Here is a 14,114-nt window from a genome sequence, read left to right as displayed (position 1 = left end):
CACCACGCTGCACCTCCCCCTAGAAGGGGGAGGCTAGGAGGGGGTTGCGGGGAGCGGATGCCACTGAGCGCAGGCTCCCTCGCCCCTGAGGGGAGAGGGTGGGGTGAGGGGTTCAACGCCGAAGAAGGGCAGCGCGCCCAACACGGACCTGAACCCCTCACCCGACCCTTCGGGTCGACCTCTCCCCTCAGGGGAGAGGTGACTTATGCTCCACTCCATGCGATTGCCTGCCCCAAGGGGAGGCCCCAACTGCGCGCGAGCCACTGGACATCCCAGCCCCGCCCCGCTCTTATCCGGCCATGACCGACACCGCCCGATTCCCTGACGTCATGCTGCTGGCTGCGGGCCTCGGCACCCGTCTGCGCCCCATCACCGAAACCCTGCCCAAAGCCCTGGTGCCCGTCGCCGGCGTGCCGCTGATCGAGCGCATCATGGGCAATGCCAAGGCCGAGGGCGCCAAGCGTTTCGTCGCCAATGCGCATTACCGCGCCGACCAGATCCTGGCCCATTTTGGCGGCTTGCTGAAGGTCAGCCGCGAAGACCAATTGCTCGGCACCGGCGGCGGGGTGAAGCAGGCTTTGCCGATGCTGCATTCCGATCCGATCCTGGTGATGAACACCGATGCCTTCTGGCCCGCCGGCAGCGACACCCCGCTGGCCCGCATGCTGGAGCGTTACACCGACGATTCTATCGTGCTGCTCTGCGTCCACCCGCGCAACGCCACCGGCTTTGCCCGCAGCCATGATTTCTGCCTGTCGCCGCAGGGCGAGATCACCCGCGATTATGGCGCGCCGGTGATCTATGCCGGCGTGGCGCTGCTCGGCAAAGCCCGCTTCGCCGACACGCCGGATGGGGCCTTCTCCATCAATGATCTATTCGAGGCCGCGCTGGAGCGCGAGCAACTCTTCGGCGTCGTGCTGGACGCGCCGTGGTTCCATGTCGGCGACCCGATGGCGCTGGCCGATGCCGAGCGGCTGCTCCGCCCATGACGCTTTATTCCATCGCTCCGCACGCCAAATTCCTCGCCACCCTGGCCGAAAGGGTGATGGATGGCACGCTGTTGGGCGATTGGGATCGCAGCCAACCGTTCTGGCTCAGCGACGTCACCATCGTGCTGCCCACCCGCCGCGCCAAACAGGTGCTGGCCGACGCCTTCGCCCGCCACCCCGACAACAATGGCCTCCTCCCCGACATCCGCACTTTTGGCGGCGAAGTGGAAGACGAAGAGCCGTTCCTGCCCCCCTTCGATGCGCCACCGACGCTGCCCGCCGCCAGCGGCCTCGAACGCCGTCTGGTGCTGTCGCGGCTGGTCGCCGCCTGGGCCGGGTCGGAAGCGGGCCGCGAGGCATTTTCCAGCCCACCCACCGCCGGCGAAATTCTGGCCATGGCCGAGTCGCTGGGCGAGCTGATCGACGATCTGCTGACCGAGGAGCGCAGCGCCGACGACATCCGCGCCATCGTGCCGCAAATCGCAGGAAATCTGTCAGCATACTGGCAGCAGACGCTGAATTTTTTGGACATCGCTTTACGCTTCTGGCCCGAGCATTTGTCGGCAAAAAACCGCGATGACGTGGCCAGATTGCGCGGCCAGCGGCTCGACCGGCAAGCAGACGCCGCCATCCATCTCTATGGCGCGCGCCCGGTGATCGCCGCTGGCTCCACCGGCTCGATTCCCGCCACCGCCAGATTGCTCAAGGCGATCAATGCCTTGCCACGTGGCGTCATCGTGTTGCCCGGCCTCGATACCGCCCTGAGCGACGCCGACCACGCTGCCCTGCTCAACGACAGCAATGCCCCGCATGGCCACCCCCAATACGGCCTGGCTAGGCTGTTGAATAGCCTCGGCAAAACCGTCGCCGAGGTCACCGAATTGGCCGCCAATGTTTCCCCCCGCACCCTGCTGGTCAACCATGCGCTGGCGCTGACCAAGGACACCGCGCGCTGGGCCGAGCACCGTCTCAGTGAGGTCGAATTAGCCAATGCCAGCAAGGGCTTGTCGGTCATCCGCGCCCGCAACGAGGACGAGGAAGCCCGCGCCGTCGCCATGGCCGCGCGGCAGGCTTTGGCCGATTCCAAGACTGTCGGCATCGTCACCCCCGACCGCAACCTCGCCCGCCGCATCGCCGCCGAATTGCAACGCTTCGAGATCGCCGTCGATGACGCCGCCGGCGTTCCCTTGTTCCAGTCAGCATCCGGCCGCTTGCTGCGCCAGATTCTGACCCTCGCCAGCAGCGATTGCGCCCCGGTCGATCTGGTAGCGCTATTGCGCAACCGGGCCACCCGCTTCGGTCTGGAACGCGGCGAAATCGCCCTGCTGGCCGACAATATCGAGCTGGGTCTCTTGCGCGGCCAACGCCCCAATCCGGGGCTTACCGGGCTGCGCGTCCTGCTTGCCGCCAATCTCGATCGCAGCACCAAACACCCGGCCCGCAAGCTCAAGCCCGACGATGGCCCAGCCATCGAAGCTCTGTTCGCCCGCATCAACAACGCGTTGGCGCCATTGCGCAATTTGCTTGCCACCCCCTCGATCAGCGCCAGCGAATTCGCCGCCGCTTTGCATGCCGCCTTCCTCGCCGTGGCCGATGGCGCCGACCTCCCCGGCCGCCGCGAACTCGATTCCTGGGCGGCGCAACTGGCGGCGCAGGCCGGCGAAGGTCACCACTTTGCGCCGATCCAGTTGGACGGCGTGCTGTCGGCCTTGATGACCGGCGCACAGGTCCGCACCCGCAACGACAGCCGCGACGATATCGCCATCTGGGGCCAGATCGAAGCCCGCCTGCAGCCCCCCGATTTGCTGATCCTGGCCGGCCTCAACGAAGACAAATGGCCCGAAGCCGCCGACCCCGGCCCCTGGCTCAGTCGCGGCATGCGGCTGGCCGCCGGGCTGCAACCGCCCGAGCGGATGCAGGGCCTCGCCGCGCATGACTTCGCGCAAGGGCTGGGCAATGCTGAGGTTATCGTCAGCTTTGCCGACCGCGTCGGCGCCAGCCCCGCCATCGCCTCGCGCCTGTTGCAGCGACTTGAAGCCTTTGCTGGCGACGAAACCGCCAAGCACTGGCAGCAAAAGGGCGAAATCTGGTTGGCGCAGGCCCGCCGCATCGACGCGGTACCGGCCGTGGTGGCGGCGTCGCGGCCGCAGCCCAACCCGCCGGCCAGCCAGCGCCCCAGGGCGCTCAGCGTCACCGAAATCGAAACGCTGATGCGCTCGCCCTATGACGTCTATGCCAAGCATGTGCTCAAGCTCCGCCAGCTCGATCCGCTCGGCGACACCCCCGATGCGCGCGAACGCGGCACCATCATTCACGATATTTTCGCCAGCTTTGTCGAGGCAGGCCATGACGTTAGCGCGCCCGATGCCCTCGATCAGCTCAGCCTTATTGCCAAGGAAAAATTCGCCGGGCTCGAAGCCATTGGCGAGCGCCGCGATATCTGGCTGCGCCGCTTCGACACCGCCGCCAGCCAGTTTCTCGACTTCGAACGCGCCCGCGACGCCCTGGTGAAACAGCGCCATGCCGAAATCGACGGCCAGTGGCAACTGCATCTGGCCGAAGCTTTTACCCTCAGCGGCCGCGCCGACCGGGTGGATGAGCTGGTCGATGGCACGCTGGAAATCATGGATTTCAAGACCGGCTCGCCCCCCACCAAGGGCGCGATGCAGGCGTTTGAAGTGCCGCAACTCCTGCTCGAAGCGCAGATGGCCCATGCCGGCCAACTGGCCGAGGGCAAAATCGCCCGGGCCCAGACCAGCGCCCTGACCTATATCAAGGTGGGCCTTGGCCCCGACGCCTTCCAGCCCAAGCCGTTCACCCCCGCCGAGGGCTATGACATCATGGGGGCGGCCGACGAAATCGCCCGCCGCATGCAAGCCCATATCAGCCATTTCCTGCTCAGCGACACCCCCATGCCGTCGCGCCTGCTGCCGCTGCCCGGCCAGCGCTTTGCCGGCGCCTATGACCATCTGGCGCGGGTCGCCGAATGGACCGCCGTCGATGGCGAGGAGGGCGGGCTATGAACGATCGTGGCGAGCTGAAAATCCCCTTCGACACCAGCCGCAATCAGGCCCGCGCCGCCGATCCGGCCTGGTCGATCTGGGTGTCGGCCAATGCCGGCTCGGGCAAGACCTTCGTGCTCACCCGCCGCGTGCTGCGGCTGCTGCTGGCCGGCGTCGAGCCGCAGGCAATCCTGTGCCTCACCTATACCAAGGCCGCCGCCGCCGAAATGCGCCGCCGCGTGGCGCATGAGCTGGCCCAATGGGCCCTGATGGACGAAGCCGAACTCGACACCGAGCTGGTCAAAATCGAGGGCGAGAACTTCCCCTCCATTTTGCGCGAACGCGCCCGAACGCTGTTTGCCAAGGCGCTGGAAACGCCGGGCGGGCTCAAGATCGTCACCATCCACGCCTTCTGCGAATCGGTGCTGCACCGGTTTCCGCTTGAAGCCTTGGTGCCCTATGATTTCGCGGTCATCGAGGACGACGAGCGCACCGCCATGCTGCTGGCGGCGCGCGAAAGCGTCATGGCGCAGGGCATTGGCGTCGCGGGCGCGGTGGAAACCCTGTTTGAAACCCTGAGCGACGACCAGCTGCGCACCGCCATCGATGCCGCGCTGATGGATGGCCGCAAGCTGCGCGCTGTGCTGGCCGATCCCGCCCGCGCCAAAGCCAATCTCCGCCGCCTGGTCGGCACGACTTTGCCTGCGGAGACCATCACCAGGTCCATCGTCGCGGAGCGACTGATCGGCCCCGCCGAATTGGCAAAACTGTTTGAGATCTGCCCGCCCAGCGGCGGCAATCGCAGCCTGCAGGACAAGCTGGCCGCACTCGATCCCAATGATCCAGCCCCCGAAGGCTGGCTGCGCGCCTTCCTCACCGCCGATGAGACGGTGCCGGCGCGCTTTCCCGTAAAGGCCATCACCAGCGCCGATCCCGATCTGGCCGATACGCTGATTGCCGAGGCCGAACGGCTGGCCGCCCTTGCCGAAGCCCGCCGCGCCGCAAAACTGATCGAGCGCAGCGATGCCCTGCTCGACATCATTGCCGCCGTGGTGCGCCATTACGAGGCGCGCAAGCGGGCCCGCTCGCTGCTGGATTTCGACGATCTGGTGGAGAAGCTCGCCAATCTCTTCGAGCACGAATCCGGCGAATGGGTGCGCTACAAGCTCGATGCCGGCATTGACCATATTCTGGTCGATGAAAGTCAGGACACCAATGGCGAGCAATGGCGCGTGGTCAAAGCCATCGCCGCCGAATATTTCGCTGGGGCCGGCGCGGTGACCCGCCCGCGCTCGCTGTTCGCCGTGGGCGACCAGAAACAGTCGATCTATTCCTTCCAGGGCGCCGAGCCGGAGCTGTTTGACGACACTGGCAATGACTATCGGCGCGCGGCCAACCAGGCGGAGACGGCGTTCGAGCGCGTGCCTTTGCGCACCAGTTTCCGCACCCTGCCCGAAATTCTGGCCGCCGTGGATCTGGTCAGCGCCAATCCGGCCATCCAATCAGCATTGCTGGAAGCCGAGGCGGTGCATCACGATACCGCCCGCACCATGCGGGGCGGCAGCGTCACGCTGTGGCCGCCGATCCAGCAGGCGGGCGATGCGCCGCCGGGCAGCGCCTGGCCCACCACGCCGCCCGAAAGTGAACAGACCGCCCCGCGCCAGGTGGCGGCGCGCATTGCCCGCGAAATCAGCCAGTGGATTGCCGAGCGCCGGCCACTGACCGGGCGCGGCCGCGCCATCAGCGCCGATGATGTGCTAATCCTGGTGCAATCGCGCGGCTCGCTGTTTCAGGAAGTCATCCGGGCGCTGCGGCTGGCCGGACTGCCGACGCCGGGTGCCGATCGGCTCAAAGTCACCGGCCATATCGCGGTGATGGATCTGCTGGCGCTCTGCGACGTGCTGCTCAATCCGGCCGACGATCTGCAACTGGCAGCATTGCTGCGCTCGCCTTTGTTCGATGTCAGCGAGGACGATCTGCTGGCGCTGGCGCAACCGCGGGCCAAGGGCGAAACCCTGTGGCAGGCGCTGGCGCATTGCCCACTTCCCTCCTGTGCCGAAGCGCATGAAAAGCTTGCGCGCTGGCGCAGCGAACTGGATTTCGAGCGGCCCTTCGAATTTCTGGCGCAGGTGCTGTATGCCGAAGGCGGGCTCAAGCGCTTCCACGCGCGGCTGGGCGCCGAGGTCGACGACGTGTTCGCCGAAATGCTGGCGCTGGCGCTGGATCACGAGCAGGATTCTCAGCCCTCATTGCAGGGCTTTGTCGCCGCCATGCGGCAGCGCCAGGGCACCATCAAGCGCGAACTGCCCGAAGCCGGTGGCGGCGTGCGGGTGATGACGGTACATGGCGCCAAGGGGCTGGAAGCGCCGATCGTCATTCTGGCCGATGCCACCGCCAAGCCACGCATGCAGATGGTGGGCAAGCCGATTTATGTGATTGCCGAGGCGCCGGGGCCACTGCTGATCCATGCCGCCGCGACTGCCGGGCATCTGCCGGAGACGCTGCCGCTGAAGCAGGGCGTCGACGACAATATTCTGGCTGAGTACTGGCGCCGGCTCTATGTCGGCATGACCCGCGCCGAGGACGAGCTTTATGTCACCGGCGCGCTGACGCCGGGCTCGGACGCCGGCAAGCAGCTGGCCGGCAGCTGGTATGAGGCTATCGAGACGGCATTGCGCCCGGAGGCTGCCAGCGTCGTGGACGGCGAGGGGCGCGAGAGCGCCCTGGTCTATCCGCGCCAACGCGTCCAGCCGCTGCCGGCCGGGCCTGATGCCACATTGGCGGCGCTGGTCGATCAGCCACTGACGCTGGCCCCGGTGCCGGCCCCACCCAGCATCGTCACCGTGACGCCCTCGATGGCGCGGAGCCATGTGGCGCCGGTGCAGGCGCTCGATAGCCTCGCCGAACAGGTGCGCGACGCCGAGCTGGCGCGGCAGGAGGGCATTGCCCTGCATGCCCTGCTGCAACATCTGGGGCGCATCGCGCCGACATTGTGGGATGACGTAGTGCCCAAGGCGCTCGAAGCGCTCTTGCCCGGCGCGGCAGAAAGCCACGCTCGGCTGGGGGCCAAGGCAAGTTCCATCCTCACCAGGCCGGAGCTGGCGAGCCTGTTCGGGCCGCAGAGCCGGGCGGAAGTGCCGTTTTTGCTCGACGCGCAGCGCGATGGCGCGCCGATCCGCCTCGCCGGTCGCATCGACCGGCTGGTCATTGACGACTCGGGGGTAACTCTGGTCGACTACAAGTCCGATGCGTCGGTGCCCGGGGGGCCGGGCGAGGTGCCGGGAAACTATCTTACCCAGCTCGGACTATATGCGTTGGTTGCAGGTCAGCTTTTCCCCGGACGAAGCGTACGCGCGGCAATCCTGTGGACCCAACTGGAATCATTGATGTTTTTGCCACCAGACCTGCTGGCGGCCGAAACGAAGGGCTTCACCATGCGGTGACTCGGCTTGCACCCAGACTGGACTCTACCCAGCTTTAGGCGCACAGAGACCGCCGCTTTCAACCCAAAGGCTAGATACTATGACGACTCACGTTTCCGACGCCAATTTCGGCGAGGAAGTCCTCAACTCCAAGCAGCCCGTCCTGGTGGACTTCTGGGCAGAATGGTGCGGACCGTGCCGTGCGATTGCACCCGTTCTCGATGAGCTTTCGACTGAGCTGGCCGGCAAGGTCAAGATCGTCAAGCTCAACATCGACGAAAACCCCTCGACCACCTCCAAATACGGCGTCCGCTCGATCCCGACCATGATCCTGTTCAAGGGCGGCGAAGCCGCCGACATGAAGATCGGCGCCGGCACGCCCAAGGCAGGCCTCAGCAAATGGCTGGAAAGCCACGCCTAAGCCTACCCGCTGAATTGACCACGACACCGCTGGGGCAACCCGGCGGTGTTTTTGTTTGGTGCTGAACCATGTGGATTGCCCGGACGAGCCGGGCAATGACGATGGGGGGATGGATTGTGGCCTCCTCCCCACCGTCATCACCGGGCTTGTCCCGGTGATCCATCTTCCCCGCACCAGCAGCCGCTCCCCTTGAGGGCAGGGCTTCGCTCCCGTGCCACCCCACCCACAATGTCACCCCGGGCCTGACCCGGGGCCCATCTCGAGATCGTCCCACAGCCGCAAGGTGGCCGCCCCACCCACCTCAGGATGGGTCCCGGCTCAAGGCCGGGATGACATCGGGTTTGTGGGGCGTCCGGAACACCCACTTATCCATCTTATCCCCGCCCCCAAATCCTGGCCCATACTCCCCCCATCTTTCCGGGATACGGGCGGCGCTGCAGCGACCGGTGTCCGGCAAGACGGTCGGGAGGGGGGAGGTCGCGCTCCGCCCTGGGCTGTGCGGATGGGGCTTTCGGGCATGGGGCTACGGTTCCATGCTGGGCTTGCGGTCTGCCTTCCGAGAAAAACCCGACGCCCCGAGGCGGTTTCGTCTCACTATTTTATACTTACCAGAGGCGACAACCGCCTCGGGGCTCCGCTCGTTCAACTGTCCCCGGAGGCGTCAGCGCCGACCGGCGCTTTGTTCCGCCCGACACTTGCTGCTTTAGCCACGATCACCTGCTAAAAAGAGGCAAAGAAGACCTGGGAGTATCCCGCCGTGACCCTGCTCAACCTCGCTGCTGCGCCGTTCAATCTCGATGACGATGCCATCGCCTGGGTCCACACCACCCGCGACGGGCTCACCCCGCGCGACAAGCTGGCCCAGCTCTTCGTGCTGCTGGAGCGCGGCACCCCCGCCGAAGTGGCCGAGGAGGTGCGCGGTTTCCGGCCCGGCGGCATTACCCGCATCTATTCCGATGATCTGGCCGCCGAAGTCGCGCTGGCGCGCGATCTCGGCACGCTGAGCGCCATCCCCCTGCTGATCAGCGCCGACCTCGAAGGCAGCCGCATGAGCCTGCCCTTTGGCACCAGCGTGCCCAATCCGCTGGGATTGGCCGCGGTGGATGATGTGGCGGCGACCAGCGCCATTTCTACCATCATGGCCCGCGAGGCGCGGGCGGTGGGGCTCAACTGGAGCTTTACCCCGGTCATCGATATCAACGCCGCCTGGCGTAGCGCCATTGTCGGCACCCGCTCCTATGGCAGCGACATGAACAAGGTCGAGCGCCACGCGCTGGCCCAGATCGAAGCCTTCCAGGCCAATGGGGTCGCCGCCACGGTCAAGCACTGGCCGGGCGAAGGCTATGACGACCGCGACCAGCATCTGGTGACCACGGTCAATCCGCTGACCATGCCGGAATGGGAGGCCAGCTTTGGCCTGCTCTACCGCAAGGCCATCGAGGCGGGCGTGATGAGCGTGATGAGCGCCCATATCGCGCTGCCCGCCTTTGTCCGCGCGCTCGATCCCGAGGCGGGCGCCGAAGCCTATCGCCCGGCCTCGCTCAGCAAAATCCTCAATGAGGATTTGCTGCGGCGCGAGCTGGGCTTTAACGGGTTGATCGTCTCCGACGCCACCCCGATGGCCGGCATGGGCGATTGGGGGCCGCGCGATGTGGTGCTGCCCGAGGTGATCATTGCCGGTTGCGACGTGATCCTGTTCACCGACGACGCCAACGGCGATCTGATGCGGCTGGTCAAAGCCGTGGCCGATGGAAGGCTGACCCAGGAGCGGGTCGACGAAGCGGTGACCCGGGTGCTGGCGCTGAAGGCGGCGCTGGGCCTGCACAAGGTGGACCATCCCGAACCCAGTATCGACGCGGCGCGCCAGATCGTGGCGACCGACGAGAACCGCAAGCTGGTGGCGGACATCACGGCGCGGGTGCCAACGCTGGTCAAGGATATCAACGGGCTGCTGCCGCTATCGCCGGGCAGGCACAAGCGGGTGCTGGTCTATTCCGGCGGGGTCATCGTGCCCTTCGTGCCGCAGCCGCTGCCGCTCAGCCTGCCCGATCGGCTGGGAAGGGAGGGCTTTGACGTCACCTTGTTCGCGCCCGGCATGGAGGTCAGTTCCAAGGATTTCGATCTGGTGCTGTATCTCTTCGCCGAAGAGACCACGCTGGGTCGCAGCCGGATTTTCCTCGACTGGGTCAAGCTGACCGGCTCGGTGTTCGGCGCCATGAGCCGGCTGTGGCACGATGTGCCGACGCTGATGATCTCGTTCGGCTATCCCTATTATCTCTACGACGCCCCCCGCGTGCCGGCCTATATCAACGCCTATGGCTCCAGCGAAGCGCTGCAGGCAGCCGTGGTCGAAGCGCTGCTGGGCCGCAGCCCGTTTACCGGCACCAACCCGGTCGACCCATTCGTCGGCAGCGGGCAGGGACGGTATTAATCCGGCGGCGTTCCATTGCGCGCCAGCACATCGCCGGCCAGATAGAGCGAGCCGCAGATCAGCACCCGCGCGTCGGGGACCGCGGCCGCCGCCTTGAGCGCCGTCAGCACCGAGCGTGCCGGTTGCGCGGCAAAGCCGGCCTGCTGTGCCTCGGTGGCGATAAAGGCCGCCGGATGGGCATTGGTCTCGTCGGGAATGGTCAGGGTGAACACCTGCGGCGCCAATGCGGCAAACGGCGCCAGAAACTCGGCCGGGGCGCGGGTGTTCATCATCCCCATGATCAACACCAACGGGGCTTGGCGCCTGGCGTTCATTTCGTCCAGCGCCTTGGCCAGCGCGGTGGCGCCGTGGGTATTGTGCCCGCCATCGAGCCATAATTCGCTGCCCGGCGGCAGCAGGTCGCGCAATTTGCCATGCAGCGGCATCAGCCGCGCCGGCCAGGTGACCTGACGCAGGCCCGCCGCGAAGGCGGCTGCATCGACCGGCAGGCCGAAATGGCGGGTAGCGGCAATGGCCAACGCCGCATTGTCGAATTGATGGGCGCCAAACAAAGCCGGCGGCGGCAGATCGAGCAGGCCGATTTCGTCGGAATAGACCAGCCGCCCATCCTGGGCCGAACCATGGAAATCCTCGCCCTGCCAGATCGGGGTAATCCCCAGCCGCCGCGCCGCCCGGTCAAGCACGGGACGGGCCTCGTCGCGCTGCAAGCCGATCACCGCCTTGCTGCCGCGCTTGAAAATGCCGGCCTTGTTGGCGGCGATTTCGGCCAGCGTATTGCCGAGAAAACCCTGATGATCGAGATCGATCGGGGTGATGATCTGGCCCAGCGACCGGGTCACCACATTGGTCGTGTCATAGGTGCCGCCCATGCCGGTCTCGAGCAGCAGATAATCGGCCGGCGTTTCGGCGAACAGCGCGAAGGCGGTGGCGGTGGTGATTTCGAAAAAGGTGATCGGCCGCCCGGCATTGAGGGTTTCCACCCGCTCCAGCGCCGCATTGAGCCGCTTGGTGCTGACCAGCGTCCCGGCCAGCCGGATGCGCTCGTTGAAATGCACCAGATGCGGCGAATTATAGACATGCACCTTTTTGCCGGCCGCTTCGAGAAAAGCCCGCAGATAGGCGATGGTGGAGCCCTTGCCATTGGTGCCGGCGACATGGATTACCGGCGGCAGGTGATCGTGCGGGCTCCCCAGATCGGCCAGCAGCGGCAGGATGCGGTCGAGACTGAGATCGATCAGCTTGGGGTGCAGCGCCGACAGGCGCGCGAGAATGGCATCAGTGCGGGACATGAGACTCACCAGGAACAGGCCCTGATGGGGTACCGCCGATGCGTCAGGGGGGCAAGATGGGCCGGTGTCTCAGAACTCCGACCAATCCTTGTCGGGCGCCGCATTGCCGCGCCGCAGATAGCTGCCGGCCACGGCCTTGAGCCTGTCCTGCATGCCCCTGATACCGCTCGCCGGAGCTGCAACGCTGCGGGCCGGCGCCGCATCGATAGTGAAAATATCGACGATGCGGTCGAGCTCGCTGGCCTGGGCTTCGGTCTGCTCGATGGCGGCGTTGGTTTCCTCCACCAGCGCGGCGTTATGCTGGGTCATCTCGTCCATCTGGTGGACGCCGACATTGACCTCGTCAATGGCGCTGGACTGCTCGCGGCTGTCGCGGGCGATGGCTTCCAGTGCGGCCGTATTGTCGCGAATGGCGCTGAGCATGGCGGCCAGCTTGGCAGCGGCATCGGCCACCAGCAGCGAGCCGCCCTTGACCTCATTGGCGCTCTGCTCGATCAGCAGTTTGACGTCGGCCGAGGCACTGGCTGCCGATTGCGCCAGCCGGCGGACTTCCACCGCCACCACGGCAAAGCCCTTGCCGGCGTCGCCAGCGCGCGCCGCTTCCACCGAAGCGTTGAGCGCCAGCAGATTGGTCTGGAAGGCAATGTCGTCGATCAGCCCGATAATGTTGGAAATCTTGGCAGAGGAGGCGGTGATGCGGTCCATGGCGTCGGTCGCCTGCGCCATCACCTGCCCGCCCTGTTCGGCGGTGGCGGAGACCGATTTGGCCTGCACGCTGGCGGCTTCGGCCTTGTTGGCGTTTTCCAGCACCGTGGCGGCCAATTGCTCCATGGTGGCCGAGGTCTCTTCGATGGTCGCCGCCTGCCGTGCCGTGCGCTCGCTCAGATCATTGGCGCCCGAGAGGATTTCCCCGGTGGCAGTCTTGAGCGCGCCGGAGGTCAGGCGCAGTTGGCCGACAATCTCGCCGAGCTTTTCGGCCACCGCATTGGTGTCGGTCTTGAGCCGGGCGAAGGCCCCCTCATAATCGCCGCGCACCCGGCGCGTCAGATTGGTGTCAGCCAGCGCCGAGAGCACCTCGCCGGTTTCCGACAGGCCGCGATCGACGGTTTCGACCAGCGAATTGACCGAGCGGGCCAATGCGTTGAGTTCAGCATCGGGGAATTCGGCCTCGACGCGGCGGCTGAAATCGCCGGCAATGGCGGCATCGACCACATTGCCGAAAGCGCGCTGCAAATTGCCCATCATGCGAGTGCGCTCGGCCTGATTGGCCAGCACTTGCGCGGCTTCCGCCTCGGTCAGCTGAGCCACCTTCTGGCCGTTTTCGCGGAACACTTCCACGGCGCGAGCCATGGCGCCCAATTCGTCGGTGCGGTCAGCGCCGCGCACGTCCACTCCCAGATCGCCCTTGGCCAGCGCCTCCATGGTGTCGGTGAGGCGGGTGATCGGCTTGGTAATAGTGCGCGAGAACAGCAGGCCCAACCCCGCCACGACGGCGAGCAGGCCGGCTCCAATGGCCAGCATCATGTTGCGCATATTGGCGACCGGGGCCAACACCTCATCAGTCGCCATCACCGCCACGGCGGCCCAGCTCTGGCCGCGTGTGGTGATCGGCGCGGCGGCGACCAGCATGTCGCTGGCGCGATAGGCGCTGGTCTCGCCCTGGGCCGGAATGCCGGTCAAGGCGGCGTCGAGCACCGGCCCGGCAAATTCGGTGGCCAGCGCATCATTGGCTTCGGTGAAAATGGAATCGCTGCGCAGCAGCCCGTCCGGGCCGACGACGATGACTTCGCCGGTCTGGCCCAGTCCGGTGCGATCGCCAATGACCGCGTCGAGCCGCTCAGAGGGCAGTTGCAGCGCCAGCACGCCGACCTTGCGGCCCTGGGCATTGAATACCGGCTTGGCGAAAAAGCTCGCCGCCTGGCCGGCAGCGGGGGCATAGGCGGCGAAATCGGCAAAAGTGATGGCGTCGGGATCTTCGATGGCCACCGCCTGCGCGAACACCCCGCCCAGGCTGGACGACGCCAGCGGGCCGGCGGCAAAGCTGGTGCCGAAATCGACGCCCTTGTTGACCGAATAAACCAGAAACCCCTTGAGATCGAACAGATAGAGGTCGCGATAGCCGCGCGCGGTGATCTGGGTGCGGTAGCCGGGATGGAAGCGGGTATGGGTGACATCATAGGCGCCGGTGGTGCCCAAGGTGGCCAGCGCTGCCAGATTGTCCTTGTTGGGATTGTCATCGACATAGAGCTTGCGCACTTCGGTGGTCGGATCGACCTTGAATTGCAGCCAGGCGCCGCCGAAATCGCGCAGCGCCTGCACGGTCGCCTCCGAGCGCGAGGTAGCGACCAGATCGTCTTCGACCGATTTGAGATAGGTGGACACTTGGCTGGCGCGCTCATTGGCCAGCGTCATCAGATTAGTTTCGGCGGAATTGCGCAGCGCCTGGCTACCAATCAGGTAACTCGCCAACCCCACACCCAGACTCACCAGCAAAGCCGAACCGAGCAGCGCCAGCGGCAGCTTGCGCGCAATCGGCAGCGAGAATTTGATCATGGAACGC

The 14,114-nt window shown here is 66.1% G+C and carries 7 protein-coding genes; 5 read left to right on the top strand and 2 right to left on the bottom strand.

Translation table 11 applies throughout. From position 1 onward, the window contains the following. Positions 1-299: 299 nt before the first annotated feature. The 5 genes from ACX3OZ_RS08260 (at position 300) to ACX3OZ_RS08240 (ending at position 10,265) form a co-directional block, all read left to right on the top strand. Positions 300-989, top strand: a complete 690-nt coding sequence (locus tag ACX3OZ_RS08260; RefSeq protein ID WP_459104256.1) for a nucleotidyltransferase family protein — start codon at positions 300-302, stop codon at positions 987-989. Continuing rightward, a complete protein-coding gene (addB, locus tag ACX3OZ_RS08255; protein WP_459104255.1) occupies positions 986-4,012 on the top strand; it encodes a double-strand break repair protein AddB in 3,027 nt (1,008 codons plus the stop codon). Before ACX3OZ_RS08260 ends, addB begins: the two co-directional genes overlap by 4 nt. After that, positions 4,009-7,434: a double-strand break repair helicase AddA gene (gene addA, locus ACX3OZ_RS08250; RefSeq protein ID WP_459094233.1), complete on the top strand. Its 3,426-nt coding sequence runs from the start codon at positions 4,009-4,011 to the stop codon at positions 7,432-7,434. The genes addB and addA overlap by 4 nt, the downstream gene beginning before the upstream one ends. Positions 7,435-7,513: 79 nt before the next feature. Continuing rightward, entirely contained in the window at positions 7,514-7,834 is a 321-nt protein-coding gene (gene trxA, locus ACX3OZ_RS08245; RefSeq protein WP_459094232.1) for a thioredoxin, read from the top strand. 757 nt (positions 7,835-8,591) lie between these two features. Further along, positions 8,592-10,265: a glycoside hydrolase family 3 protein gene (locus tag ACX3OZ_RS08240; RefSeq protein WP_459094231.1), complete on the top strand. Its 1,674-nt coding sequence runs from the start codon at positions 8,592-8,594 to the stop codon at positions 10,263-10,265. Here ACX3OZ_RS08240 and ACX3OZ_RS08235 read toward each other — a convergent pair. Both ACX3OZ_RS08235 and ACX3OZ_RS08230 read right to left on the bottom strand, forming a co-directional pair. Beyond that, positions 10,262-11,554: a bifunctional folylpolyglutamate synthase/dihydrofolate synthase gene (locus ACX3OZ_RS08235; RefSeq protein ID WP_459094230.1), complete on the bottom strand. Its 1,293-nt coding sequence runs from the start codon at positions 11,552-11,554 to the stop codon at positions 10,262-10,264. The genes ACX3OZ_RS08240 and ACX3OZ_RS08235 overlap by 4 nt on opposite strands. Before the next feature lie 69 nt (positions 11,555-11,623). Next, positions 11,624-14,107, bottom strand: a complete 2,484-nt coding sequence (locus tag ACX3OZ_RS08230; RefSeq protein ID WP_459094229.1) for a methyl-accepting chemotaxis protein — start codon at positions 14,105-14,107, stop codon at positions 11,624-11,626. Positions 14,108-14,114 lie beyond the last annotated feature (7 nt).

Source organism: Devosia sp. A369 (assembly GCF_054489345.1).
The sequence above is the reverse complement of the archived record's forward strand: the minus strand, read 5'-3'. Positions and strand labels throughout refer to the sequence as shown.

What these genes read in the sequence shown, in the direction of transcription:
- trxA (WP_459094232.1), top strand. Translation starts at nt 7,514, where the DNA reads ATGACGACTCACGTTTCCGACGCCAATTTCGGCGAGGAAGTCCTCAAC.
- ACX3OZ_RS08260 (WP_459104256.1), top strand. Translation starts at nt 300, where the DNA reads ATGACCGACACCGCCCGATTCCCTGACGTCATGCTGCTGGCTGCGGGC.
- addA (WP_459094233.1), top strand. Translation starts at nt 4,009, where the DNA reads ATGAACGATCGTGGCGAGCTGAAAATCCCCTTCGACACCAGCCGCAAT.
- ACX3OZ_RS08230 (WP_459094229.1), bottom strand. Translation starts at nt 14,107, where the DNA reads ATGATCAAATTCTCGCTGCCGATTGCGCGCAAGCTGCCGCTGGCGCTG.
- addB (WP_459104255.1), top strand. Translation starts at nt 986, where the DNA reads ATGACGCTTTATTCCATCGCTCCGCACGCCAAATTCCTCGCCACCCTG.
- ACX3OZ_RS08235 (WP_459094230.1), bottom strand. Translation starts at nt 11,554, where the DNA reads ATGTCCCGCACTGATGCCATTCTCGCGCGCCTGTCGGCGCTGCACCCC.